The sequence below is a fragment of the Cupriavidus sp. 05N38 genome, assembly GCF_056397345.1.
In genome coordinates, this window is the sequence record NZ_JBFTNF010000037.1 from 41765 (window position 1) to 68693 (window position 26929).

A 26929-nucleotide genomic window follows, 5' to 3' on the forward strand; every position below is an offset into this window, starting at 1 on the left:
GCTAGCCGTCGCCGCGTCGCGCGCCCGCTGGGGCGAGCCCTTGGCAGCCGGCGCTATGATTGCCGAGTACTCGCCCACGATCGGCTGGCCGGCCCAGCTAGGCAAGTGCTTTGCAAACGACTTCGGCGGTTTCCTTGGAAAGGCCCGGCGTCGCCGCGACTCCCTCCAGCGCGGCGCGCATCAGCGCGCGACGCCGCGGCTCGAAGCGCCTGTAGCGCTCGAAGTTGCGCACCATACGGGAGGCCACCTGCGGATTGATTTCATCAAGCGCCACCGCTTGCTCGATCATCAGCTCGTATCCGCAGCCGTCGGCCGCGTGGAATTGGGCCTGGTTTGCGCCAAAGCTGCCCAGCAGCGCGTAGACCTTATTGGGATTCTTCAGTGTGAAGACCGGATGCGCGGTCAGTTCGCGAACCCGCGCGACCGTTCCGGGTAAGCGGGACAGTGCCTCCAGTCCGAGCCACTTGTCTACCACCAGCGGCTCGCCCTGCCACTTGGCGTAGAAGGCGTCGAGTGAATCGCGGCGCTCGGGCCAATCGCAGTTGGCGATGGCGGTGAGCGCCGCCATTGTGTCGGTCATGTTGTCGGCGGTCTGGAGTTGCACGAGGCACATTCGGTGCGAATCTTCGTCGCCGAGGTCCACCAGCATGGCCAGGCAGAGATTGCGCAACGCGCGGCGACCGATCGACGCGGCGTCGGGCTTGTAGGGACCGGGTGTGGCGAAGCTGTCGTACGAGCGGCGCAACTCGGAGCGCAGCCGATCGGCCAGGAACTTGCGCATCGCCAGCCGCACCTCGTGCACGGCCTGAGGGTCGATCTCATCGAGCTGTTCGCCGATCACTACTTCGGACGGCAGCGCGAGTGCCTCGGCAGCGAAGGCCGGATTCCGCGCGGCGCCGTCAAGCACGCGGCCGAAGGCACGGGCCAAGTGGTCCGGGAATTGCACTGGCCGGCCGGCGCGATGATCGACTACACCGGCGAGCAGCAAGTTCATCGCGAGATGCTGCCCCGCTTCCCAGCGGTTGAACGGATCGCTGTCGTAGCTCAGAAGATGTTGTAGCGCCTCATCGCTGTAGTCGTAGTCGATAACCACAGGCGCGGAAAAGTCGCGGAGCAGCGACGGCACGGGACGGGCCGGCACATCCAGGAAGCGGAATGCCGCCGTCTCCTGGCGTAGCGACAGCACTCGGCTCGTGCATTGGGCCGTCTCCTCACCTTCGAGGCGCAGTGGCATCTCCTGGCCATCGGCGTCGATCAGACCGACTGCCAGCGGGATGTGCATTGGCTGCTTGACCGGCTGCCCCGGGGTGGGCGGGCAGTGTTGTGTCACGGTCAGCTCGTAGGTACGCGTGGCCGCGTCATGGCGGTCGCGGATGGACAGGCGCGGAGTACCGGCCTGCTCGTACCATAGCTTGAACTGGGCGAGATCCACACCGCTTGCATCCTGGATCGCGCTCACCAGATCATCGGTCGTGACCGCTTGCCCATCATGACGTTCGAAGTAGAGTTCGATGCCTTTGCTGAAGGCTAACGCGCCAACCAGCGTGCGCATCATGCGCACCAGCTCTGCCCCCTTGCTGTAGACCGTGGCAGTATAGAAATTGCTGATCTGCTGGTAGGAGCGCGGTCTCACCGGGTGCGCCATCGGGCCGGCGTCCTCCGGGAACTGGCCCGCGCGCAGATTGCGCACAGCCTGGATGCGCGACACTGCGCGCGAGTATCGGTCGCCAGCGTACTGCTGCTCGCGGAAGACCGTCAGCCCCTCCTTGAGCGCAAGCTGGAACCAGTCCCGGCAGGTGACGCGGTTGCCGGTCCAGTTGTGGAAGTACTCATGGGCAACCGTGCGATCGATGAAGCTGAAGTCCCAGTCGGTGGAGATGTCCGCCCGGGCAAGCACCAGCTTGGTGTTGAAAATGTTCAGGCCTTTGTTCTCCATCGCGCCGGCGTTGAAGTCCCCCACCGCGACGACGTTGTACTGGTCAAGATCGATCTCCAGGCCGTAGGTGTCCTCCTCCCACTTCATCGCGTGCTTGAGCGACTGCAGCGCGAACTCGCACTGATCCAGCTTGCCGGGCTCAACGAAAAAGCGCAGCGGCACCGTGCGGCCTGAGCGGGTCGTGAAGCTGTCCTCGCGGCCGTCGAGCCGTGCAGCCACGACGGCGAAGAGGTAAGAGGGCTTGGGAAAGGGGTCTTCCCAGCGGGCCCAGTGACGGCCGCCAGCCTCGTCGCCTTGGCCGGTGAGGTTGCCGTTGGCCAGCAGCACGGGATACCGGGCCTTGTCGGCATGCAGCGTGACCGAATAGCGGGCCATCACGTCCGGCCGGTCGAGAAAAGGTGTGATGCGCCGGAAGCCCTCCGCCTCGCAAAGACTGAAGAAGCCGGTGCTGGAGGTATAGATCCCCATCAGCTTGGTGTTCTGGCTGGGGTTGAGGTGGCTGACGGTCGTCAGCCTGAAGGCGTCGGGGGCGTTCCGCAGGGTCAGGTGGCGCTCGTCGAGCATGTAGCGGTCCGGGCCGAGCGGGATGCCGTCGAGGGCCACCGACTCCACCACAAGCTCGTCAAGATCGAGCCGCAGCGGCGCCTCGGGTTCGACTGCCTTGGGGTTGCGGCGGACCGTGATCCGGGCGAGTACACGCGCATTGTCCTCGGCGGCGAAGTCTACGTCGAGCTCGACCTCGGGGATCAGGAAACTGGGCGGCGCGTAATCCTTCAGATAGACCGTTGCGGCTGCTGGGACGTCCATGCTGTGGCTCCCTATCGCGTCAGAGATCGGGCTTGGTGCAGGCTTCGACGACGATCATGCTGATGAACTGCAGCTTGGCCACGACCGGCTTGGACATCACGAAGGGGTAGAAATCCGGTTCGCCCATGCTGCGCGCCATCTCGTTGAGGACCATGGTTACCTCGAGCCACGCGTTGAGGAGGGATAGAAAGCGCTCGGCACCGGGGTCTTCGGGTGCGTACAGCGCATCTCGCGTGAACGGCTGGATGTCTCCATCGAGATCCTCGGCATCCAGGCCGAAGCCTAGCGCCGTGCCTAGGCTGTCGACCACGTGCAGGTAGTGAGCCCACGTTTCGGCCCAGTCCTCCCAAGGGTGCATCGTCGCGTATGAGCTGATGTAAGCGTTGGCCCAATCGGGGGGAGGTCCTTGCTCGTAGTTGCGCTTGAGCGCCTCGGCATAGCTGGCGCGCTCATCGCCAAAGAGCAGCCGGAATGGCTCTAGCCACCCGGTGTTCCAGACCAGCCGGTCCCAGTAGTAGTGGCCCACCTCGTGGCGGAAGTGCCCCAGCAGCGTACGGTAGGGCTCCCGCAGGCCATGCCTGATGTGCTCGCGCTTGGCATCATCGGCCTCCTCGACGTTGAGCGTGATCAGGCCGCTGGCATGCCCGGTCATGACGCACGGGCCTCCGGGCGGCGAGCGCAGGAAATCGAACATCAGGCCGTGCTCGGGATCTTCCTCCACCTTGGATCGCACTGGCAGGCCCAGCGCGAGCAATTGCGAAACCAGCCGGCGCTTGGCGACCTCGATTTTCGTCCAGTAGAGTACGTTGTCAGCGTCGTCGAGGTCGGGGATGGTGCGGTTGAGCCGGCAGGCGATGCAGTGTGGCTGGGGATTGTGCGCATATATCATCCAGTTGCACGCGGCAGGGGAGTCACGGTTCGCGCAGAACTTCAGCAACTCCTTGCGGCCTTCCTCGCGCCAGGTACCGGGTTCGGGGCCCGGTTCAAGTGCGCCAAGCCGGCCTTCGTCCGGCAGGAAGCCCAGGGGCGAGTTGCATGCCAGACATAGCGTGTTGCGGAAGAAGACGTGGTTGCCGCAACGGCACTTGTAGGCACGCGAGTGGCGCTCGACGCGCACGTCATGCCTCTTCCACTGCGTGTCCACCTCTTGGCTGAGCGACGCCAGCAGATTGTGCATGTCTCCCCCCAAATGATGGAGCACGGTGAGACAAGAATAGGCAACAGGCGGGGAGCTGCAAGATTAAGATTCCCGTTGACTTGAGTCATCCAGTTCGTGCCCGGCAACGCCTGAACAGCATGGGCGCGGGCGCCACAAGCGACATGCAGAGCCCTTTGGGTCCACGGTTACCAATGGATGCCGATTTGGAGGGGTCGCCGGCCTGCCTGACGTAGGAGCTTCTTGCCCGCGATGACCGGGGGCATGGGTTGAGTATCGGCACGAGGCGGGTCTGCGTTTCACGACCCTCAAGCCAGAGCAGCAGGTGAAAGACTGCCTATGAGTCAGCCGTTCAGCTTCCAGAGCAAAAAACACCGCTGATGCGATTCGGATGGAGGAAATGTTTCTACAGGAGTACCGAGATGCGCGGACGGTCTTTTCGCGGGCATTCTAGACGGATGCGGGTAGGCCGATGAGACTACTCGTCGCCGCTGGAGACGACGTCCGTTAGCCTGGCTGAAGCCGCCATCCGAATGACCGATTGAGCGTGAGTGCCAAAGGCGCTTCATGGCCGTCTCGGTCCGATAGCCGCCGCGAAACCACGGCCGTCTCTGGAACGACCGCTTCTCAAGCGAGGGCTGCCACGTGGCCGACCCCGACGTCTTGCTTTCCCGTTCACAGAACACCTGCGCAATATGTTCGGTGTTCCCACTCAAGCGGAAGCACCAAGCAATGGGTAAGACCGTCCGTGGACCAATCATTTCCCCAGTGCCAGCATCACAAGTCATCAGCGCACTCGAAAATGGAGCCACGACATGACCGCCCGCCAACGCCGCCCACGCACCGCCGCCGAAGCCAGAAAAGCCGCCAGGGAAGCCCGGCTAGTAGCCGACCCCTTGCTGCCGGAAATCCAGCCCACGCCCACCGCCCAATGGCCCCAGGAAACCATCCAGCAAAGCTGCGACGACCTCCTGCGCGTGAGCGCCGGCCTGGAATCCGTCCTGACCCTGCTGGAGTTGCAGGCCGGGGAGCAGGCCGCCAATAGCGGCCTGCATGCGCTGCTGTCTCCGCTGAAGCGACAACTGGACCAGGCAGTGGACCGGGTACAGGCCCTGTACTGACGCCAGCAAAACCCACCCGAGACCCGCCTCGACGGGTCTCGTACCGGCCATTGCGTAAGCCAACTTGCGGAAGCAACAGAAGTCCGCCGCCGAAATTTCCGAACCCCGGCGAGCAAAACCGCTCACCCCCCGCACCGCAGCACCGCCCACCCGTGGGTAATCCCCACCTCCGCATAGCCAGTCCGCACAAGAGCCGCCCCACTAGTTTTGTTACGGTGGCACAGCCAGCGAAAGCGCGGCACTTCGCCCGCGAGGCATCCCCCCCTAAGCCAGGAGACAACGTTGGAGATCCTGCAACTGACCATCTCAGGCATTGCCCTGGGCTGTATCTACGCCCTGATCGCGCTGGGTTTCGTGCTGATCTACAAGGCGACCGAGACCGTGAACTTTGCCCAGGGCGAGTTCATGATGCTGGGCGCGTTTGCCGGGGTGGTGCTGACCATGATGGGGTTGCCGCTGTGGCTGGCGGTGCCGTTGACGGTCGCGGGCATGGCGGGGTTCGGGATGCTGGTGGAGCGGCTGGCGATCCGGCCGATCCTGGGGCAGCCGCAGTTCACGGTGGTGATGCTGACCATTGGCATGGGGTATGTGATGCGCGGCGTAATCACCATGGTGCCGGGCATCGGGGCGGGTACGCATACGTTGCCGGTGCCTTACCAGGGCATGGTGTGGCGCGCGGGCGCGCTGGTGCTGAGCGTGGAGCAGGTGGCGGTGATCGGGGCGACGGCGGGCTTGTGCGTGTTGTTGTACGGGGTGTTCCGCTATAGCCGGATCGGGGTGGCGATGCAGGCGAGTTCGCAGAACCAGCTTGCCGCCTATTACATGGGCATTCCGGTGCGGCGGCTGAACGGGCTGGTGTGGGGCTTGTCGGCGGCGGTGGCGGCGCTGGCGGGGTTGTTGCTGGCGCCGATCACGTTTGTGCATGCCAGCATGGGCTTGCTGGGGCTGAAGGCGTTTCCGGCGGCGGTGGTGGGGGGCTTTGGCAGCCTGCCGGGGGCCATCGTGGGCGGGCTGGTGATCGGGGTGGTGGAGTCGCTGGCGGGGTTTTACCTGCCGGAGGGCTTCAAGGATGTGGCGGCGTATGTGGTGGTGCTGATCGTGCTGGCGGTCAGGCCTAACGGGTTGTTTGGCGAGAACCTGCGCAAGAAGGTGTAGAGACGCGATGCGATTCCTCTTCAAGACCGATTATCGCCAGGACCTGCGCCTGGCCGGAAAGCCCGGGCAGGCCTTGTGGTACGTGCTGCTGCTGGCGTGTTTGCTGGTGGCGCCGGCCTGGGCCGGCAGTTACTGGATTGCGCAGCTGGGCTTTGTGCTGATCTATGCGATTGCGGGGCTGGGGCTGATGGTGCTGGCCGGCTATACCGGGCTGCTGTCGATCGGGCATGCGGCGTTCCTGGGCGTGGGGGCGTATGCGCAGGCGTGGCTGACCGGGCATGGCGTGCCGTTCGTGCCGGCCCTGGTGGCGTCGGCTGTGTTGTCCGCGGCGACGGGTGTGGTGGTGGGACTGCCGGCGCTGCGGGTGAAGGGCATCTATCTGGCGATTGCCACGCTGGCCTTCGGTTTCATCATGGAGGAGGTGATGGCGCGCTGGGAGGGGGTGACCGGGGGCAACGCGGGGCTGCCGGTGGCGGCGCCGGAGGTGGCCGGTTATACGCTGGATAGCCCGGTGGCGTTCTATTACTTGTCGCTGGCGGTGTGCCTGCTGGCGACGCTGGGGGTGCTGAACCTGCTGCGCGGCGCGACCGGGCGGGCCTTCATCGCCATCCGGGATTCGGAGATCTCGGCGCAGAGCATGGGGATTCACCTGGCGCGCTACAAGACCTTGTCGTTCGCGTTGTCGGCGGGGCTGGTGGGGCTGGCCGGGGCGTTGTATGCGCACAAGCTGCGCTTTATCTCGCCGGAGCAGTTCGGCATCGGGCAGTCCATCGATCTGTTGTTGCTGGTCGTGGTGGGCGGGCTGGGTTCGGTGCACGGCGCGTTCCTGGGGGCGGCGTTCCTGATCGTGATGCCGCAGCTGATCGTGCTGGCCAAGGACTGGCTGCCGCCTGCGGTGGCGCAGGCGAGCGGCTTGCAGGCGCTGGTGTACGGGCTGGTGCTGATGGGTTTTGTGTTGTTCGAGCCGATGGGGCTGTACGGGCGCTGGTGCAAGATCCGCACTTACCTGGAGCTGTTTCCGTTCTACCGCCAGGGCATGTTCCGGCGGCAGAAGGCGTTCCAGCGCTCCGAGCGCCTGAAATAAGGAGGGTGCGTCATGTCGCATAGCCATTCCGAACCCTTGCTGAGCGTGCGCGACCTGACCGTGCGCTTTGGCGGCGTGCTGGCGCTCAACGGCGTGAGCTTCGACGTGCGCGCGGGCGAGGTGTTTACGCTGATCGGGCCGAACGGGGCGGGCAAGACCACGGTGTTCAACCTGATCAGCCGCATCTATCCGCCCACCGGCGGGGAAATCCTGTGGCAGGGCCAGCCACTCACGCGCATGCCGCCGCACGCGATTGCGGCGCAGGGCATTGCGCGCACGTTCCAGAACATCGAGTTGTTCGAGCACGCCACGGTGCTGCAGAACCTGCTGATCGGCCACCACACGCACCGCGCCGCTGGCTTCTGGGCAGACCTGCTGTTCACGTCGGCGGCGCGCCGCTCGGAGCTGGCGGCGCGCCGCAAGGCCGAGGAGATGATCGAGCTGCTGGACCTGCAGGCGCACCGCGATGCGTTGGTGGCGGGGCTGCCTTACGGCGTGCGCAAGGTGGTGGAGCTGGCGCGCGCGCTGTGCAGCGGGCCGCGCCTGTTGCTGCTGGACGAGCCTTCGTCCGGGCTGAATGTGGAGGAAACCGAGGACATGGCCTGGTGGATCCGCGATATCCGCAGCGAGCTGGGCATCACCGTGCTGATGGTGGAGCACGACATGAGCCTGGTGTCGCGCGTGTCTGACCGCGTGCTGGCGATGAACCAGGGCCAGGTGCTGGCGCAGGGCACGCCTGCCGAGGTGCAGGCGCACCCGGGCGTGATCGAGGCTTACCTGGGCACGGTGGACGATGTGGCTTCGCTGCGGAGGGCGGCATGAAGCTGGCCGCTACCGACAACGACGCCGCCGCGCTGCGCGGCATGCTGGCGGCGCCCGTGCTGGCGCTGGCCAATGTGGAGAGCGCCTACGGGCCGGTCAAGGCGATCCGCGGGGTGAGCCTGGCGGTGGCGCCGGGCAGCATCGCCACCGTGCTGGGCGCCAACGGGGCGGGCAAGACCACCATATTGAAGACCATATCCGGTGTACTGGATCCCACGCGCGGCAGCATCGCCTTCAAGGGCGAGAGCATTGCCGGGCTGGACCCGGCGCAGATCGTGCGGCGTGGCCTGAGCCATGTGCCGGAGGGCAGGGAGGTGTTCCCGCTGCTGTCCGTGCGCGACAACCTGCTGATGGGCGCCTACACGCGGCGCGACCGCGACGGCGTGGCGCGCGACATGGAGGCGGTGTACGGCTATTTCCCCGTGCTGCGCGAGCGCGCGGCGCAGGATGCCGGGCTGCTGTCGGGCGGGCAGCAGCAGATGCTGGCGATCTCGCGCGCGCTGATGGCCGCGCCGGAGCTGATCCTGCTGGACGAGCCGAGCCTGGGGCTGTCGCCCAAGCTGACCAAGGATATCTTCGAGATCGTGGTGCGCATCAACCGCGAGCGCGGCACCACCATCCTGCTGGTGGAGCAGAACGCCAATATGGCGCTGAACGCGGCGGACTACGGCTATGTGCTGGAGAACGGCCGCATCGTGGCCGAGGATACCTGCGCGGCGCTGCGCGAAAAGGACGATATCAAGGAGTTCTATCTCGGCATGAAGGATAGCGGCGTGCGCGGGGAGCGGCGCTGGAAGAAACGCAAGACCTGGCGCTAGCGGTTGTTTCAACAAGATCCTGGCGTCATTGCGCGGCCTTGCCGTACCGCTTTGTACTGTCCGCGGCCGCGCCCGGCAGGCGGTGTGCAGTGCGATCCGGATTTCATGCTCCGCCCTGGCCAGCACCGCTTCGCTTCATTTTGAAACAACCTCTAAGGACGTTCGGAGAACCGCCCATGGCAAAACCAGCCGCGCACACCATGCAGCCCTTGTCCGAAGCCGCGTTCCAGACCGTGCCGCAGATGTTCTGGCATGCGGTGGAGGTGCGCGGCGATGCCGTGATGATGCGGCAGAAGGATCTTGGCATCTGGCGCAGCTATGGCTGGCGCGAGGTGGGCGAGATCGTGGCGGACGTGGCCGCGGGGCTGGCGGAGCTGGGCCTGCAGCGGGGCGAGGTGGTCTCGGTGCTGTCCAACACCAACCGCGAATGGGTCTGGACCGACCTGGGCGCGCTCACGGCCGGCGCGGTGGTGAACGGGATCTACCCCACCGATGCGCCGTCGCAGGTGGAATACCTGTGCCAGGACTCGGGCTCCGTGGTGCTGTTCGTGGAGAACGAGGAGCAGCTCGACAAATACCTGGAGGTGCGCGAGCGCCTGCCGGGCCTGCGCCGCGTGGTGGTGTTCGACATGGAGGGGCTGTCCGGCTTCGATGATGCCGCCGTGATGAGCCTTGACGCGCTGCTGGCACTGGGCCGGCAGGCGCGCGCGCGGCAGCCGGGCTGGCTGCCGGCCATGCGGGCCGAGGGCAGCGCCGACGCGCTGGCGGTGCTGGTGTACACGTCCGGCACCACGGGGCGGCCCAAGGGGGCGATGCTGTCGCACCGCAATGTGCTGCGCAGTTGCCTGACGCTGCGCGAGTTCATGCCGGCCACTACCATCGGCGAGCGCATGGCCTTCCTGCCGCTGTGCCATGTGTCGGAACGGATCTTCGGCGAGTATTACGCGATCCTGTGCGGTGCGGTGGCGAACTTCGTGGAGAACCCGGACACGATTTTCGACAATATCCGCGAGATCCAGCCGGATGCCTTCCTGGCGGTGCCGCGCGTGTGGGAGAAGCTGTATTCCAGCGTGACCATCGCCGTGCGCGAGGCTACCGGCCTGCAGCGCCGCGCCTACGCCTGGGGGCTGGCGGCCGGCAGGGCACGCGTACATGGGCCCGGGCAGGCGCGGCGGCTGTCCCTAGGCGCGCGCCTCAAGCTGTGGCTGGCCGACACGCTGGTGCTGGGCAATGTGCGCCGCATGATGGGCCTGAATCGCGTGCAACTGGCGGTGACCGGCGCCGCGCCGATCTCGCCGGACCTGATCCGCTGGTATATGGCGCTGGGCATCGAGCTGCATGAGCTGTGGGGCATGACCGAGATCACCGGCGCGGCCACCTGCAACCCGCCGGGCCGCATGCGCCCGGGCAGCATCGGCATTGCCTTGCCGCATACCGAGGTAAAGATCTCGCACGAGGGCGAGCTGCTGGTGCGCGGGCCGCAGGTCTTCATGGGCTACCTGAACCTGCCCGCCAAGACGGCCGAGACGATGGTGGACGGCTGGCTGCGCACCGGCGACGTGGGCCGCGTGGACGCGGATGGCTATTTCTATATCACCGACCGCATGAAGGACCTGATCATCACGGCCGGCGGCAAGAACGTGACGCCTTCCGAATGGGAGAACCAGCTCAAGTTCAGCCCCTACGTGACGGACGCGGTGGTGATCGGCGACCGCCGGCCTTTCCTGAGCTGCCTGGTGATGATCGACCAGGACAACGTGGAGCAGTGGGCGCAGGAGCATGACGTGCATTTCTCCGACTACGGCTCGCTGTGCCGCAGCAAGGAGGTGATCGCACTGGTGGGGCAGGAGATCGACCGCGTGAACCAGCAGTTCGCGCGCGTGGAGCAGATCAAGGCGTTCCGCCTGCTGGAGACGCGCCTGGGTGCCGAGGACGAGGAACTGACCCCGACCATGAAGCTCAAGCGCAAGCTGGTCAATGACAAGTACAGCGAACTGATCGAGTCGATGTATCCGGCCAAGGTGGCTTGAAGCGCTGAAGCACTAGCCCTCACAGGAGGCGCGATGAGCAAGGCAGGCAGCATGGGAAACACCGGCATCGCGGGCCAGGCCGTCAGGCACGGCCCCGTCAGCCTGGTCCGGCATGGCCGCATCGGCCTGATGTGCATCAGCCATCCGCCGGTGAACGCGCTCTCGGTGGCCACCGTGGCGGGGCTGGATGCGTGCGTGGCTGCCTTTGAAGCGGACGCCGGGCTGGACGGCCTGCTGGTCTGGTGCGCCGGCCGGACCTTCGTTGCCGGCGGGGATATCGCGCAGTTCGACGCGCCGGATTTCGATGCCGGGCCGTATAACCGCATCCTGGCCCGCATCGAGGCCAGCCCGCGGCTGGTAGTGGCGGCGCTGCACGGCACCGCGCTGGGCGGCGGGCTGGAACTGGCGCTGGCCTGCCACTACCGCGTGGCACTGCCGGGTGCGTGCGTGGGGCTGCCGGAGATCAAACTGGGCCTGCTGCCGGGCTCGCTGGGTTCGCAGCGGCTGCCGCGTGCCTGCGGGGCGGCGCTGGCGCTGGACCTGATGTTGAGCGGGCGCATGCTGGATGCCGAAGCGGCAATGGCCGCCGGCATCGTCGATGCCGTGGTGGCCGGCGAGCCGCTGGCGGTCGGGCTGAACTACCTGGAGGCCTTGCTGGAGAGGCGGGCTCCCGCCCGGCGGCTGTCCGCGCGGCGCGCCAGTGCGGCGGGCTTGCCGGACGATTTCTTCGCACAGGCCATGCGGCGGGCGCGCGAGGAGCACGGGCGCTATCCGGCCGCCGCAGCCATCGTGCAGGCGGTGGACGCCGCCGTGAACCTGCCGTTTGCCGAGGGCGAGGCGGTTGAGGCGCGCCTGCTGGCCGCCTGCGTGGCATCGCCGCAGTCGCAGGCGCTGCGCCACCTGTTCTTCGCCGAGCGGCAGGCCGCGCGCGTGCCGGGCTTGCCGGCTGGCATGGCGCCGCGCGCCCTGCATACCGCCGGCGTGGTGGGCGCCGGCACCATGGGCAGCCGCATTGCCATGAGCCTGGCCGATGCCGGCCTGCCGGTGACGCTGGTGGAGGCCAGCGACGCTGCGCTGGCGCGTGGCCTGGCATCGGTGCGCGCGCAGTATGACGTGGCTGTCGCCGCCGGGCGGCTGCGGCCCGATCAGGTGGCCAGCCGCATGGGCCTGATCGCCGGCACGCTGGACCACGGCGCGCTGGCCGGCTGCGAGCTGGTGATCGAGGCGGTGGTGGAGGACATGGCGCTCAAGCAGCAGGTCCATGCGGGGCTTGGGCGCATCTGCCAGCCCGGCGCCATCATCGCCACCAATACCTCCACGCTGGATGTGGAGGTATTGGCCGAGGCCAGCGGGCGGCCGGCGGATTTCGTGGGGCTGCATTTCCGCAACCCGTCCAACGGCGGGCGGCTGATCGAGGTGGTACGTACCGCGGCCACGGCGCCCGATGTGCTGGCGACCGCCATGCAGCTGGCGCGCCGGCTGGGCAAGGTTGCGGTGGTGTCCGGCGTGTGTTTCGGCTTTATCGGCAACCGCATGGCCGAGGCCTACCTGCGCGAGAGCGAGTTCCTGCTGATGGAAGGCGTCAGCCCGGCGCGGCTGGATGCGGTGATGCAGGCCTACGGCATGGCGATGGGGCCATGCCGCATGCTGGACCTGGCCGGCATCGACGTGGCCGCGCGCATCGTGCTGGAGTATGGCAAGGCCGGCGGCCTGCCGCCCGATCCCGCTTACCGCGCGGTGGTGCGCACGCTCTACAGGCTGGGCCGGCTTGGCTGCAAGAGCGGCGCGGGCTTCTACCGCTACCCGGCCGGCACGCTCGTGCCGGACCCGGAGGCCGCGCGCATCTGCGCCGCGCTGGGCCGCGCGCACGGCATCGCGCCGCGCCGCACCGAGATTGCCGACGAGGAGATCGTCGAGCGCCTGATCTATCCGCTTGTCAACGAAGCGGCCAAGCTGCTGGAAGAGGGCGTGGCTTGCCGGCCCGGCGACATCGACATGGTATGGACGGCCGGCTACGGCTTCCCGGATTACCTGGGCGGGCCGGTCTGGCTGGCCGACCGCATCGGCCTGGCGCGCATCGCGGCGGGGATGGAGCGCTATGCCCGGGAGCGCGGCAACCCCTATGACTACTGGGACATTTCGCCATTGCTGGCCAGGCTGGCCAGGCTGGCCGGGGGCGGGCAGGGCGGCCCGGGCCTGTCGGGCTGGCTGCCGCCATCGTCCGCGCCGCCGCCCTTGCCGGCCGGGGTGGGGCAGTTCGCCGTGCCAGCCGCCATCCATCCGGGACCCAAGCCGCCGCAGAGCGTGCATTGAAGCGAAGAAGCGCAAGCCAACGACAACACAAGGAGACCACCATGATCTGGAAAACCACCATCGCCGCCGTGGCGCTGGCGCTCAGCGCCGGGGCCGGCGCCGAGACGCGCGGCGTGAACGACAAGGAAATCGTGCTCGGCCTGATCACCGACATGTCGGGGCCGATCGTCAACTACGGCAAGGAGTCGCGCAACGGCATGACCATGGCCGTGGAGGAAATCAATGCGCGCGGCGGCGTGCAGGGCCGCAAGATCCGTGTGGTGGTGGAGGACAACGGCTACGAGCCCAAGCGCGCCGTGCTGGCGGCGCAGAAGCTGGTCACGCAGGACGGCGTGTTCGCCGTCGTCGGCCATCTTGGCACGGCGCCCAATATGGCCACGCTGCCGTTCCTGCTGCAGAGCAAGGTCTTCAATTTCATGCCGCAGAGCGCGGCGCGCGATATGTACGAGCCAGCCAGCCCGTACAAGATCGCACTGGGGCCGTCGAACTACCTGATGTCGATGACGATCATGGACTACTTCATGAAGCAGAAGCCTTACCAGCGCATCGGCGCGCTGTATCAGGACGACGACTACGGGCGCGAATCGGTGGAAGGCGTGGCGGCCTACCTCAAGGCCAAGGGCATGACGCTGGTGGAAAAAGTCTCGTACAAGCGCGGCGCGACGGATTTTTCTTCGCAGATGGCACGGCTGAAGGCGGCCAACTGCGACCTGGTGTTCAACGCGTCCACCATGCGCGAGTACGTCGCTTCGGTGCAGGAAGCACGCAAGATCGGCTTCAACCCGGTCTTTGCCGGCACCACGGCCAATTACTCGCACCAGGTGCCGCAACTGGGCGGCAAGGCGATGGAGGGGCTGCATGCGGCGGCCTTCATCATGCTGCCTTATGCCGACGATGCAAACCCGGCGGTCCGGCAATGGGCGGCGGCCTACAAGAAGCGCTTCAATGAAGACCCGGGCGTGTATTCGATGTTCAGCTACTACGCCTACACCACCTTCGCCACCATTGCCGACAAGGCCGGGCGCAACCTGACTGCCGAAAGCTTCAACGCCGCCATGGAATCGACCAAGCTGCCGCAGGACCCGCTTGGCAACCCGGGCTTCAATGTTTCCGCCGGCAACCGCCTGAGCAACGACCGCATCCGCATCATGAAGGTCTCGGGCGACAAGTGGATCCCCGCCAGCGACCTGCTGCCGCCGCCGAAGATGTAGCGGCTCCCGGCACGCGCCGGCAGCAGAAGAAAAGAAGCCCGCCACGATGCGTGAGCGACGTGGCGGGCCTAGAGCAAATTTTGGAAAGTGCAGGCCAAGCATAGGCTGCACCCGACCCGGTGCGTAATAACACGGATGAGGTAACTGCTCCGGCCATGGCAGCTCATGGCAGGCAGCTCATGGCAGGCCGTGGGCGCGATCACGGGGCAGCCGCCGATGCACACGGGCAGTCCGGCCCCGCGGCGAGGCCGCGCGGGATGCGGCAAAGCAGACAACCGACAACAGGAGACAGGGATGAGCACGGCAACGGAACAGGCGCGCGAGCGCATCGGCCGCATTGCGCTGGGGGACGTGGTGCACCGCTCGGCGCGGCGCTTCGGCGCGCGTACCGCGCTGATCGAGGGCGAGCACAGCCTGAGCTATGCGGGGCTGGATGCGGCCTCCAACCAGTTCGCCCATTACCTGCTGGGCCAGGGCATGGGCGGCGGCGAGCGCGTGGGCATGCTGTGCAACAACTCCACCGCCATGATCGTGGCGCTGCTTGGCATCCAGAAGGCGGGCCTGGTGTGGGTGCCCGTCAACACCGCGCTGGCGCCCGACGCGATCCGCTACATCCTCGAGCATGCCGAGGTGACGCGGGTGGTGGCGGATGCCTCGGTGCTGGCGCGCCCCGGCATCGCCGAACTGGTGGCGGAACTGGGTCTTCCCGTGGTGCTGCTGGAGCCCGCCGGCGAGGTGGCAGCGCAGGCGCCAGGGATCGCCGTGACGAAATACGCGGACGCGCTGGCCGGCCAGCCGGCCACCCTGCCGACGGTGGACATCGCCAGCGGCCAGCTTGCCCAGATCATGTACACCAGCGGCACCACCGGCCCGCAGAAGGGCGTGATGCATTCGCATGCCTCGGTGCATTCGGTGCTGATGGCCAACCTGGTCGATACCGGCTGCGGCAGCGCGGCGCCCGAGGTGTTTACCTGCCTGCTGCCGATGTTCCATTGCGCCCAGCACGGCAACACCATGAGTGCCCTGCTGGGCGGCCACGCGGTGGTGGTGGCGCGCGGCTTCGAACCGGCGCGGGTGCTGGCGGACCTGGCGCGCCACCGCGTCAGCGTGGTGGTGGCGCTGCCGATGATGTACCGCGCCATGCTGGAGCATCCGCAGTTCGCCGCCACGGACCTGTCCAGCGTGCGGCTGTGCATCTACGGCATGGCGCCGCTGCCCAAGAACCTGCTGCTGCGGCTGCTGGACGCGTTCTGCCCGAATTTCATCCTGTGCTCAGGGCAGACCGAGATGTACCCGGCGGCGACCATCTTCGAAGCGGACCAGCAGCGCCGGCGCTTCGGCGCCTGGTGGGGCGTGGGCACGGTGGGCAACGAAGTGGCGGTGATGGCCGACGACGGCCGCCTGCTTGGCCCCGGCGAGCCGGGCGAGATCGTGTTCCGCGGGCCCAATGTGATGCTGGGCTACTACAAGGATCCGCAAGCCACGGCGCGCGCCCAGCGTTTCGGCTGGCACCACTCCGGCGACCTCGGCGTGCTCGATGAGGACGGCCAGCTGCTGTTCCTCGACCGCATCAAGGACATGATCAAGACCGGCGGCGAGAACGTTCCCTCGATCAAGGTCGAGGAGGTGCTGCTGCGCCATGCCGCGGTGGCCAACGCGGCGGTGGTGGGCCTGCCGCATGCGCGCTGGGGCGAGGCGGTGACGGCCTTCGTCACGCTCAAGCCGGGCGCGGCGATAGCGGAGTCCGAGCTGGATGCGCACTGCCGGGCGCATCTGGGCGGCTTCGAAGTGCCCAAGGCAGTGCTGCTGCTGGCTGCGCTGCCGGCCACGTCCACCGGCAAGATCCAGAAGTTCGAGTTGCGTCAGCGCTACCGGGAGCATTACGATGAGGCCGGCGGCGTAGCCAGCTGACGCAAGACGCGGGCGGCAGGCGCGGGCTACGCTGCCCGTTGCGCTACCGGCCATGCGGCGGCGCCACCACACACAAGCCGGCCTGGCGACGCATCCCCGGGTGCGCGGACAGCGCCGGCAGGAGACAAAAGGACATGCAGATGCAGGCAAAAGGCATTGCGTGCCCGCCGGCCACGGATACGGCGCCGCGCGCCGCGGACGTGCGCGGCAGGGTGATGTGGGTCACGGCGGAGCGGCTGTTCTACGCGGGCCTGCTTGGTTCGCCGTCGGTGCGCACCATGGGCGGGCTGCTGGTCTACGTGGCCCTGCGCGCGCCAATCCGCATCTGCCTGGACGGCACCCGGTGGGAATCCACCGATCTCGCGGTGGTGCCTGCCTACATGCCGCACTCGGTGGCGTGCGACGACCGCATGATCTGCGACCTGGGGCTGGAGGCCGAAAGCATTGACCTGGCGCGCCTGCCGTCCGTGATCCGCGGGCGGGCCGGGCCGGTGGACGACCCCGCCTTCGTGCGCCATGTGCGTCAGGCCCATGCCTGGCTCAGCCAGCATGGCCGCGAAGTGGACCTGCAGGCCGACAGCTTCGACCAGATCTTCTTCGGGCAAACGCTGGCGCGGCGCCGGCTGGACCCGCGCATCGAGGCCGTGGTGCAGCGCATCCGCGATGCGCCCTCGGCCACCGCCACGGCGGAGTCCTGCGCGGCGTCGGCGCATCTGTCGTTCTCGCGCTTCCTGCATCTGTTCAAGGAGGAGATCGGCACGCCGTTCCGCAGCTTCCGCACCTGGAAGCGCGCGCGCAGCCTGCTGCACTACGTGACGCAGGATTCCAACCTGGCCCATGTGGCGCTCGATACCGGCTACCCGGATTCCACGCACTTCAGCCACTCGATCCGGCAGGTCTATGGCCTCAAGCCGAGCGATATCTTTGCCGGCTCGCGCAAGCTCGCCCTGATCGGCGAGCGCGCTGCGCAGGGCGGCGTGCCCGGCCCCGACGGCCGGGGCCGCTAGCGGGGTTCCGCCGCGCACTCCGCGCGCAGGGCGGCCTTGTGGATCTTGCCGGCCGGCGTCATTGGCAGGATATCGCGCAGCACCACCTGGCGCGGCACCTTGTAGTCGGCCAGGCGGCTCGCGCAATAGGCGCGGATCTCCGGGCCGGTCAGGTCGCAGCCCGGCTTCGGCACGATGTAGTAGCGCCCGATCTCGCCCAGCACCGGGTCCGGCACACCAATGCCGGCCACCATCATCACGTCCGGATGGCGCGCGATCACGCCTTCGATCTCGGCGGGGTAGACGTTGAAGCCGCCCTGGATATACATATCCTTCTTGCGGCCCTTGAGCTGGATATAGCCGCGCTTGTCCACGCAGCCCAGGTCGCCGGAGCGCAGCCAGTTGTCGGCGCCGAAGCCGTCGGCACTGGCCGCGGCGCCGATATAGCCCGCGCACACGCCCGCGCCACGGAAGCAAAGCTCGCCGATCTCCCCGGGCGCGGCAATATTGCCGGCGGGGGTGACCACGCGCACCTCTGCACTGTCGAATACGCAGCCGATCGAGTCCATCAGGTCTTGCCGCGCCGCGTTCCAGGGTGTCATCACGATGGCCCCGGACGATTCGGACAGGCCATACAGGTTCATCACCGTGGCCTGCGGCATGCGCGCCTGCAGTTGTTCTAGCAGCGCGGCATCCACGGTGGCGCCGCCCACCACCACCAGCCGCACCGAGGAAAAGTCCACGCTGGCGGAGTCCGGATGCATCAGCAGCAGCGTGGCCATGGTCGGCACGCCCGAGAAAATGGTGGGCGGGTGCCTGCGCATCATGGCCAGCACGGTGTCTGCCTTGAACACCGGCACCAGTTCGCAGGTGCCGCCGCCGAGCAGGTAGTTCAGCACCCCGCAGGTGATACCGCCCACATGGTTGAAGGGCAGGGCGAGCTGGATGTGGTCGCGCTCGTCGGTGCGCACATGGCGCGCCTGCGCCCACGCGGACGCCAGCAGGCTGCGGTGCGACAACCCCGCGCCCTTGGGCCGGCCGGTGGTGCCGGAGGTATAGATCACCATGGCCAGGTCATCGGGCCCCACGCGTGCCTCGGCGGCCTGCAGCGCGGCCCCGTCAGGCGCGACGGCAAGCAGGGCCGACAGTCCTGGCATGCCGGCTTGCGCCGGCTGCGCGTCGATGGTGATGACATTGAGCAGGCCCGGCATGCGCGGCATCAGACGCGTCAGCATGGCGAGAAAATCGAAGCCATCGGCTTGCGGCACGGTGAAGACCGCCTTGATGCCGCTGTCGTTGACCATGTGCTCGATCTCGTTGTCGCGGTAGCGCACGCTCAGGCCGACCACCGCCACGCCGATACGCGTTGCCGCGTAGAACAGCTGCAGCCATTCGATCTGGTTCAGGCCGATCACCCCGATGCGGTCGCCGTGGCGCAGGCCCAGCCCGAGCAGGCCACAGGCAAGCCGGGCCGAAGCGGCCTCGACCTCGCCGAAGCTGTGTGCCTGCTCGCGGCACAAGTAGGCGGTGCGCTGGCTCCAGCGCTGGCTGGCTTCCTGCAGGGCGGTGCCGATGGTGGCGGGCGGCTGCTTGGCGATCATGCGGAATCTCCGTGGGGGAAGGCGGGCGCGGCCATGTGGCGCGCGACCAGACTTGGCTTCGAGCGCAAAGCGTAGCCAAGGCGTCCGTGCAAGGCTTGCGGAAAGTGGCTGACGGCTGGCGCGGCCATGGCTTCGGGCCTGCCTGGCTTCTCTTTTGATACGCATGACATGCGTAAATGACTAATACCCACGATATTGGTATTTGCAAATTACCCATATTGTTTGTAAAGTGACATTACGCATATCATCGCTACCCGCACCCGATCGCCAGGCAGTCATCCCATGAAACAACAGCTATCCACCGCCACGCAGTTGGGCCAGGTGCTTCAATCGGCACGGCGGGCCGCCGGGCTTTCCCAGACCGACCTGGCTGCGCGCCTGGCGGTCAGCCAGAGCCGGATCTCCCATATGGAACTGAACCCGGGCACCATCAGCGCCGACCAGCTGCTGGCGCTGGTCAGCGTGCTGGGGCTGGAGCTGGTGGTGCAGGACCGGGGCGCGCCGCACGCGCCAGGCGGCGCAACGCCCGCGGTGGAGTGGTAGCCATGGGCCGCAGAACACATGCGCGCGCGCTGTCGCTGTGGGCCAACGGCGAGCGCGTCGGGACCTGGCGCATCCCCACGCGCGGCGAGATGGAGCTGCAGTACGACCCGGACTGGATGGCATCGGACGCCGGGCGGCCCTTGTCGCTGTCGCTGCCGTTCGGCGTGGATGCCTCGCCGCTGAAAGGCGAGCGCGTGCGCAACTACTTCGATAACCTGCTGCCCGACAGCGACACCATCCGCAAGCGCCTGGCGACCCGCTTCAAGGCTGCCAGCACGGACGCCTTCGACCTGCTCGAAGCCATCGGCCGCGACTGCGTGGGCGCCGTGCAACTGCTGGCGGAGAACGGCCAGCCGTCTGGCCATGATCGCATCGAAGGCACGCCGCTGTCCGACGCCGATATCGAAGTCCTGCTGCGCCAGACCGTGGGCCCCGCCGGGCCCGGCGCGCAGGACGACGACGATTTCCGCATCTCGCTGGCCGGCGCGCAGGAGAAGACCGCGCTGCTGTGGCACGGCGGGCGCTGGATGAAACCCCACGGCGCCACGCCCACCACGCATATCCTGAAGCTGCCGCTCGGGCTGGTCGGCAACAAGCGCGCGGACCTCGGCACCTCGGTCGAGAACGAATGGCTCTGCCTGGCGATCCTGGCCGCTTTCGGGCTGCCGGCCGCGCACAGCGAGATCCGACACTTCGGCGCACAGAAGGTGCTGAGCGTGCAGCGCTTCGACCGCCAGATGCATTCCTCGGGCAACTGGATCCTGCGCCTGCCGCAGGAGGATTTCTGCCAGGTGCTGGGCGTGCCGCCGCACCTCAAGTACGAGGCGGACGGTGGCCCGGGCATGCGTGATATCGCGCAGATCCTGCGCCAGTCCGTCAATGCCGACGCCGACCTGGAAACCTTCCTCGCCACGCAGATCCTGTTCTGGATGCTGGCCGCGCCGGACGGGCACGCCAAGAACTTCAGCATCCGGCTGCTGCCGGGCGGGCGCTACCGCCTGACGCCGTTGTATGACGTGATGTCGATCTGGCCGGTGGTGGGCAACGGCGCCAACCAGTGGTCCTGGCACAAGGCCAAGCTGGCCATGGCCGTGGCCGGCAAGAACCGCCACTATCTGTTCAAGGACGTGCAGCGCCGGCATTTCAACGCGATGGCGGCGAAGTGCTTCCACGGGCCGGATGCCGAGCCCATCATCGGCCGGCTGCTGGCGCAGACGCCGGCCGTGATCGTGCAGGTGAACGCGGCCTTGCCGGCGGGATTTCCGCAGAAGGTGGCGGACGCCATCCTGGGCGGGCTGGAGGCATCGGCGCGGCTGCTCGCGGGCATGCCGGCGGCGTAGTGCAGGCATCCGGGCCGACCACTTAGCGCAAGACGAACCGCGCCGGCACGGCCTATGTTCGAGCCATCCAAGGCATTCGACCATCCAAGCCACCCGCCCCAGACCGGATCCCGCATGAGCCTCCTGACCCTGCCGCCGCTGCCGCATTACTTCACCCCCGAGCACGAACAGTTCCGCACCACGCTGCGCGAGTTCGTCGCGCGCGAGATCACGCCGTTTGCCGGCGAGTGGGACGAAGCCGGCACCTTCCCGCGCTCGCTCTACCGGCGCGCCGCCGAAATCGGCCTGCTGGGCCTGGGCTACCCCGAAGCCTTCGGCGGCACGCCCGGCGACATCTTCTACCACCTGATCCAGGCCGAGGAATTCGCCCGCAGCGGCTCCGGCGGCGTCAATGCCTCGCTCAACTCCCACACCATCGGCATGCCGCCGGTCGTCGCCGCCGGCAGCCAGGCGCTGCAGCGGCGCGTGCTGCCGCCGGTGATCGCCGGCGAGAAGATCGCCGCGCTGGCCATCACCGAGCCCGGCGGCGGCTCCGACGTGGCCAGCCTGCGCACCACCGCCGTGCGCGACGGCGACCACTATGTGCTCAACGGCGAGAAGACCTTCATCACCTCCGGCATGCGGGCCGATTTCATCACTACCGCCGTGCGCACCGACCCCGCCAACAAGGGCGCGGGCGGCATCTCGCTGCTGCTGGTGGAGGGCAACCCGCCGGGCCTGACGCGCACCGAACTCAGGAAGATGGGCTGGCTGGCCTCCGACACCGCCCACCTGCGCTTCGACAACTGCCGGATTCCGGTGGCCAACCTGATCGGCGAGGAGAACCGCGGCTTCCAGATCATCATGCGCAACTTCAATTCCGAGCGGCTGGGCATGAGCGCCAGCGCCTATGGCTATGCCGAAGCCTGCCTGCAGGAAGCGCTCGACTGGGCCCGCCAGCGCCACACCTTCGGCCAGCCGCTGGTGGATCGCCAGGTGATCCGCCACAAGCTGGTGGACATGGCCCTGCGCATCGAAGCCGCGCGCAACCTGGTCTACGACCTGGCTTACCGGGTCCAGCACCAGGCCGGCGACCCCGCCCAGCTGGTGGCGCGCACCTGCATGGCCAAGATCCAGGCCACCCAGGCCATGCAGTTCTGCGCCGACCAGGCCGTGCAGATCCTCGGCGGCATGGGCTTCATGCGCGGCACCTTGAGCGAGCGCGTCTACCGCGAGGTCAAGGTCATGATGATCGGCGGCGGTTCGGAGGAGATCATGAAGGACCTGGCGGCGCGGCAGCTGGGGTTTTGAGGGCAGGGCAGGGGCAGGGACCGTGGAGGGCGCGGGCTATTGCGCATGCGCGCCGGTTCCTTGAACCGGTTCGCATCGGCCCGGGGACAAGCAGGCCGGAGCGATTGCGGTATCTGCGGTATCTGGCGTCATCCTGGCTGCAGGCGCATGACTGCGAAGCGGCGGGCCGTCTTATAATCGGCCGCATCCACCGGCGCTGCCGCCGGGCGGGCGTCCTGGAACCGGCCGAATGCCCTCGTACCCCTTAGTCCTCTGTCTCACCTTTGCGGTAGTCGGGAGCCTGACGATGGCCCTGGTGGCCTGGACCAGGCGGGACGATCCCACCGTCAAGGCGTTCCTGGTGCTGGCCTGCGGCACGGCGCTGTGGAGCGGTGGCCGCCTGCTCGAGTTGAGTTCCACCGATCTGGAAACGCGCGTGCTGTGGGCCAAGCTGCAGTACATCGGCATCATGGCCGTGCCGATCGGCTGGTTCTGCGCCATGCTGCAACTGAGCCGGCCGAAGGCCGTCGTCCCGCACTGGCTGCTGGCGATGCACGCCGTGATCAGCGCGGTGACGCTGGGCCTGGTCTTCACCAATGAACAACACCGGCAGATCTGGTCGTCGATCGCCCTGATGCCGGGCGGGGCGCCGCCGGGCGCGGTCTTCACCCATGGCCCGGCCTACGCCGCCGTGGCGGTGTACACCTACCTGCTGTTGCTGCTCAGCCTTTATTTCCTGGTCACGGCGCGCGTGCCGGCAGGCGGGCTGACGCGCGGCGGCCGTGCCGTGCTGGCCTGCGGGCTGGCATTGCCGCTGCTGGCCAATGTGGCCTACCTGACGCGCCATACCGGTGCGCTAGGCGGCGATCTGACGCCCGCCACGTTTTCGGTGATGACCTTGCTCGTGTGGTTCTGCGCACTGCGCAGCCATCTGGAAGACGTGGGCCACTACGCCAGGCTGCGCGTGTTCGATACGCTGCACGAAGGCTGCGTGATCGCCAACGCCAACGACATCATCGTCGACTCCAACACGGCGGCGCGGGGCCTGCTGGCCGACATGGGGCGTGGCCAGCCCGTGCCGCAGGCATGGCAGCACGCCATTGCCGCCAGCCGCTCTGGCGCGCACGGCGGCGGCTCCTACCTGATCTCCGAAGCGCGGGTGGACTACGAACTGACGGTGGAATCCGTGCGCAACCTGAAAGGGCAGGCAGTGGGGATCATCGTATTCCTGCGCGACGTGACGCGCTTCCGTTCGCGCGAGCAGGCGCTGACAGTGGAGAACTCCAGCCTGGCCGAGCGGCTGGGCGAGACCGAGGAGAAGCTCTCGCGCATCGAGGCGGACCTGTACCGGGACGCCCTGACCGGTGCCTACAACCGGCGGTTTTTCGAGCGCGAGGCGGCCGCCGTGGTGGCCGGCGCATTCGAGCGCGCGGCGTCGGTCGGCATCCTGATCATCGACGTCGACTACTTCAAGCAGTACAACGACCTGCACGGCCACGTGCACGGCGACGAATGCCTGCGCCGCGTGGCCGGCGCCATCAGCGGGGCGTTGCGCGACGGCCCCGGCGGCTTCTGCGCGCGCGTGGGCGGCGAGGAGTTCGTCGCGGTGCTGCCGTCCGTGTCGTTGCCCGAGACCCGCGCCGCCGGCCTGCGCCTGCTCGAGGCGGTGCGGGCGCTGAGGCTTCCCCACGGCGGCTGGCCCGAGCACCCTTGCGTGACTGTCAGCGTGGGCGCGGTCTGCGAGATCCCTTCGTCGTCGCGGCTGGAATCGCTGCTGGAGAAGGCCGACGCCGCCATGTACGAGGCCAAGCGCAACGGCCGCGACCGCTTCGTCATGCGCGACCAGGCGGCGCTGCCGGCTTACCCCTGAAACACCGCCCGGAGCCGGCTTACTCCTCGCTGGTCCACTCCACGTGCACGCCCAGGCTGCGCAGGTTTTCCACGAAGCGCGGGTGGGCGCGGCGGATCGGCGTGGCGTTGCGGATCTCGGAGCGGCCGTCGATGCTGGCGGCCACCATGAACAGGGCGATCGCCACGCGGATGATGTACGGGCTTTCCACCACTGCCGGCGTCAGCGGGTTGCCGCCGAAGGTGATCAGGCGGTGCGGATCGGACGAGAACACGTGGGCGCCGAACTTGGACAGTTCGCCCGTCCAGCCCAGCGCGCCGTCGTAGACCTTGTTCCAGAACATGGCGTTGCCCTTGGCGCGCACGCCCAGCGCGATGAAGATCGGCAGCAGGTCCACCGGGAAGTAGGGCCACGGCGCCGCTTCCACCTTGGTCAGCACATTGCTGGTGAAAGGCGTCTGCACTTCCAGCGGGCCGGGGCAGGTGGCGCGCGACCAGCCGTCCTCGTGCGTGATCTGCACGCCGAACTTGGCGAAGGTGCGGTCGATCAGCGGGAAATTGCCCGGCGCGCTGTTGCGCACCACCACATCGCCGCCGGTGATGGCGCCCAGCGCCAGGAAGGTGGTGATCTCGTGGAAATCCTCGTCGAAGTGGAACTCGCCGCCGCGCAGGGCATTGCCACCGTGTACCGTCACGCGCGAGGTGCCCATGCCTTCGATGCGCACGCCGAGCATTTCCATGAAGCGGCAGAACTCCTGCACATGCGGCTCCGATGCCGCGTTGGTCAGGGTGGAGACGCCATCCGCCGCGGCCGCGCACAGCACGAAGTTCTCCGTGGTAGTGACCGAGGCATAGTCCAGCCAGTGGTCCGTGGGCGTGAGCCGGCCCGCGCTGCGCACCAGCAGCGAGCCGTCGGCACGTTCCACCTGGCCGCCGAAGCGGCGGAATACGTCGATGTGCGGGTCGATCTCGCGCACGCCCAGCGTGCAGCCCTTGACGTTGTCCTCCAGCCGCGCGACGCCGAAGCGCGCCAGCAGCGGCGGCACCAGCATGATGGACGAGCGCATTTCCTCCGGCAGCCGGTGGCTCGACGCGTCGAAGCGGGTATCGCGATGATGCAGCTCCAGCGTGCCGGTGGCGTGGTCCATGCGCACATCGCTGCCGAGGGTGCGGAAGATGTCGAGGATCTTGCGCACATCGGTGATATCGGGCACGCCGTGCAGGCGCAGCGGTTCAGCCGTGAGCAGCGTGGCGCAAAGCACGGGCAGCACCGCGTTCTTGTTGGCAGAAGGGATGATGCGGCCACGCAAAGGCGTACCACCGTGCACGATGAGATTGGACATGGATCGGAGCGAGGAAAAAAGGGGCTGACTGGGCTGACGGAAGCTGACGGAGGCGGAAATCGCGGACGGGCCGCAAAGGCGTCCCGCATTGTACTTGCCGGGGCGGGGCGCGGCATGACCAAACCTGCACGTGGCATCCCGGACGTGCTGGCCGTTGCACACCGGGCGGTTAGAATTTTCCCTTTGTTTCCCTTTGTTTCCGTTACCAAGCCAGGAAAATATCCCATGCTTCACTTCCAACGCCGGCGCAGCCTGTTGCTGGCCGCCGCCGCGGCGCCGCTGGCGGCGATCAGCCCGGTCCGGGCGGCAGCCGGACACGACGCAAGCGCGGCGCAAGCCACGCTCGCCGCCCTCGAAGGCGATTCGGGCGGCCGCCTCGGCGTGGCCGCGCTGAACACCTCCGACGGCAGCCGGCTGCGCTACCGCGCCGACGAGCGCTTCGCCTTCTGCAGCACCTTCAAGGTCATGCTCGCCGGTGCCATCCTGGCGCGCAGCACCCGCCAGGACGGGCTGCTGGCGCAGCGTATCCCGTATGCAAAAGACAATCTCGTGACCTACTCGCCGGTCACGGCGAAACATGCCGGCGAAGGCATGACGGTGGCCGAACTTTGCCGCGCCGCGCTCCAGTACAGCGACAACACCGCGGCCAACTTGTTGATCAGGCTTGCCGGCGGGCCGCAGGACGTGACCGCATTCGCCCGCTCGATCGGCGACGATGCCTTCCGCCTCGATCGCTGGGAGACCGAGCTCAACACGGCCATCCCCGGCGATCCGCGCGATACCTCCACGCCCGCCGCGATGGCGGACAGCCTGCACAAGCTGGCGCTGGCGGACGCGCTGCCGGCCCCCGCGCGCCAGCAATTGCAGGACTGGATGCGCGGCAATACGACCGGCGCGCGGCGGATCCAGGCCGGCATGCCCGCCGGCTGGCAGAGCGGCGACAAGACGGGCACGGGGGACTACGGCACCACCAACGATATCGCCGTACTCTGGCCGCCGGGCGGCGCGCCGGTCGTTGTCGCGGTCTACTTCACGCAACCGCAGAAGGACGCGAAGGCAAGGGAGGACGTGATCGCACAAGCCGCGCGCATCGCCCTCGGCGCTGTCGCCCGCAGCGATGTAGCGCGGGGCTGACAGCCAACGGCGGCCAGGCGCAATGGCTCGCTGGTGTGGAGGTTGGACGTGATCGCGAAAGAGACCGGCGGCTTTCGCGATCGACGCCATATGCGCGAAGCCTTCGTGCGTGGGCTCGGCCATTCTTCGCAGGCGGTGAGGCGAGAAGCGCGTTGTAGTGGGATGAACTCCTCTGGCGTCTCCATTGCATTCAACCGGGCAGGCTGAATACCATGGACAGGCCCTCAAGCGGACATTTCTGCTTTGCTAAAAGGGGGTGCGGACGAATACATGAACTACCCCCAAGTAGTCCAAGTTTTGGTCCGCACCCCCGAACCGGACATTACAACTTTGCCGCTACATCCATGTCTAGCGATCCGTGATCTCCAACCGTTCGGCGGCCACGCTGGGCCGCAATTGACCATCCACGACCGCCTGAACGGTCTTGAGCCTGTCTAACTCACGCATGCTTACTGTAATGACCTCGGGTCTAGCCATCCTCGGGCGTCTCCATTGCATTCA

At 67.4% G+C, this 26929-nt stretch carries 19 protein-coding genes; 15 read left to right on the forward strand and 4 right to left on the reverse strand.

The window, feature by feature from the left end; all coding sequences use genetic code 11:
• Window positions 1-97 precede the first annotated feature (97 nt).
• Window positions 98-2743, reverse strand: coding sequence for an aminopeptidase N (gene pepN, locus AC1DK4_RS24880; protein WP_441615383.1), 2646 nt, complete (start codon window positions 2741-2743; stop codon window positions 98-100).
• Between the two features lie 19 nt (window positions 2744-2762).
• Window positions 2763-3920: a zinc-binding metallopeptidase family protein gene (locus AC1DK4_RS24885; protein ID WP_441615385.1), complete on the reverse strand. Its 1158-nt coding sequence runs from the start codon at window positions 3918-3920 to the stop codon at window positions 2763-2765.
• 794 nt (window positions 3921-4714) lie between these two features.
• Here AC1DK4_RS24885 and AC1DK4_RS24890 point away from each other — a divergent pair.
• The 10 genes from AC1DK4_RS24890 (at window position 4715) to AC1DK4_RS24935 (ending at window position 17371) form a co-directional block, all read left to right on the forward strand.
• A complete protein-coding gene (locus AC1DK4_RS24890) occupies window positions 4715-5020 on the forward strand; it encodes a DUF1484 family protein (RefSeq protein WP_441615387.1) in 306 nt (101 codons plus the stop codon).
• Window positions 5021-5302: 282 nt separating this feature from the next.
• Window positions 5303-6175 (forward strand): branched-chain amino acid ABC transporter permease, encoded by an 873-nt coding sequence (locus AC1DK4_RS24895; RefSeq protein ID WP_441615389.1) that lies wholly within the window; start codon window positions 5303-5305, stop codon window positions 6173-6175.
• 7 nt (window positions 6176-6182) lie between these two features.
• The gene (locus tag AC1DK4_RS24900) at window positions 6183-7259 is read left to right on the forward strand and encodes a branched-chain amino acid ABC transporter permease (RefSeq protein WP_441615391.1); all 1077 of its coding nucleotides are present in this window, start codon (window positions 6183-6185) and stop codon (window positions 7257-7259) included.
• A 12-nt stretch (window positions 7260-7271) separates the two neighbouring features.
• Window positions 7272-8081, forward strand: a complete 810-nt coding sequence (locus AC1DK4_RS24905) for an ABC transporter ATP-binding protein (RefSeq protein WP_441615393.1) — start codon at window positions 7272-7274, stop codon at window positions 8079-8081.
• Window positions 8078-8899 (forward strand): ABC transporter ATP-binding protein, encoded by an 822-nt coding sequence (locus tag AC1DK4_RS24910; RefSeq protein ID WP_441615395.1) that lies wholly within the window; start codon window positions 8078-8080, stop codon window positions 8897-8899. Before AC1DK4_RS24905 ends, AC1DK4_RS24910 begins: the two co-directional genes overlap by 4 nt.
• 176 nt (window positions 8900-9075) lie before the next feature.
• Complete coding sequence (locus AC1DK4_RS24915) at window positions 9076-10929, forward strand: AMP-dependent synthetase/ligase (protein WP_441615397.1); 1854 nt, start codon at window positions 9076-9078, stop codon at window positions 10927-10929.
• Between the two features lie 33 nt (window positions 10930-10962).
• Entirely contained in the window at window positions 10963-13242 is a 2280-nt protein-coding gene (locus AC1DK4_RS24920) for a 3-hydroxyacyl-CoA dehydrogenase NAD-binding domain-containing protein (protein WP_441615399.1), read from the forward strand.
• A gap of 41 nt (window positions 13243-13283) precedes the next feature.
• Window positions 13284-14453, forward strand: a complete 1170-nt coding sequence (locus AC1DK4_RS24925; RefSeq protein WP_441643301.1) for an ABC transporter substrate-binding protein — start codon at window positions 13284-13286, stop codon at window positions 14451-14453.
• A gap of 294 nt (window positions 14454-14747) precedes the next feature.
• On the forward strand, window positions 14748-16364 hold the full coding sequence (locus AC1DK4_RS24930) for a class I adenylate-forming enzyme family protein (RefSeq protein ID WP_441615403.1): 1617 nt from the start codon (window positions 14748-14750) through the stop codon (window positions 16362-16364).
• Window positions 16365-16498: 134 nt separating this feature from the next.
• A complete protein-coding gene (locus tag AC1DK4_RS24935; protein ID WP_441615404.1) occupies window positions 16499-17371 on the forward strand; it encodes an AraC family transcriptional regulator in 873 nt (290 codons plus the stop codon).
• Here the strand turns inward: AC1DK4_RS24935 and AC1DK4_RS24940 are convergent.
• Window positions 17368-18951 (reverse strand): class I adenylate-forming enzyme family protein, encoded by a 1584-nt coding sequence (locus AC1DK4_RS24940; RefSeq protein ID WP_441615406.1) that lies wholly within the window; start codon window positions 18949-18951, stop codon window positions 17368-17370. The two genes, AC1DK4_RS24935 and AC1DK4_RS24940, sit on opposite strands and share 4 nt — an antisense overlap.
• Before the next feature lie 282 nt (window positions 18952-19233).
• Here AC1DK4_RS24940 and AC1DK4_RS24945 point away from each other — a divergent pair, with 282 nt between their 5' ends.
• From AC1DK4_RS24945 to AC1DK4_RS24960, 4 genes are all read left to right on the forward strand, one after another.
• Entirely contained in the window at window positions 19234-19494 is a 261-nt protein-coding gene (locus AC1DK4_RS24945; protein WP_441615407.1) for a helix-turn-helix domain-containing protein, read from the forward strand.
• Window positions 19495-19496: 2 nt separating this feature from the next.
• On the forward strand, window positions 19497-20834 hold the full coding sequence (locus tag AC1DK4_RS24950) for a type II toxin-antitoxin system HipA family toxin (RefSeq protein WP_441615409.1): 1338 nt from the start codon (window positions 19497-19499) through the stop codon (window positions 20832-20834).
• A gap of 114 nt (window positions 20835-20948) precedes the next feature.
• Window positions 20949-22124: an acyl-CoA dehydrogenase family protein gene (locus AC1DK4_RS24955; protein ID WP_441643302.1), complete on the forward strand. Its 1176-nt coding sequence runs from the start codon at window positions 20949-20951 to the stop codon at window positions 22122-22124.
• Window positions 22125-22353: 229 nt separating this feature from the next.
• Window positions 22354-23973 carry a histidine kinase N-terminal 7TM domain-containing protein gene (locus AC1DK4_RS24960; protein ID WP_441615412.1) on the forward strand — a complete coding sequence of 540 codons (1620 nt, stop codon included), beginning with the start codon at window positions 22354-22356 and terminating at the stop codon, window positions 23971-23973.
• Between the two features lie 19 nt (window positions 23974-23992).
• Here the strand turns inward: AC1DK4_RS24960 and AC1DK4_RS24965 are convergent, their stop codons facing one another.
• Window positions 23993-25294: a UDP-N-acetylglucosamine 1-carboxyvinyltransferase gene (locus tag AC1DK4_RS24965; RefSeq protein WP_441615414.1), complete on the reverse strand. Its 1302-nt coding sequence runs from the start codon at window positions 25292-25294 to the stop codon at window positions 23993-23995.
• Window positions 25295-25519: 225 nt separating this feature from the next.
• Between AC1DK4_RS24965 and bla the strand changes: the two genes are divergently transcribed.
• Window positions 25520-26428 (forward strand): class A beta-lactamase, encoded by a 909-nt coding sequence (gene bla / locus AC1DK4_RS24970; RefSeq protein WP_441615416.1) that lies wholly within the window; start codon window positions 25520-25522, stop codon window positions 26426-26428.
• Window positions 26429-26929: the final 501 nt, after the last annotated feature.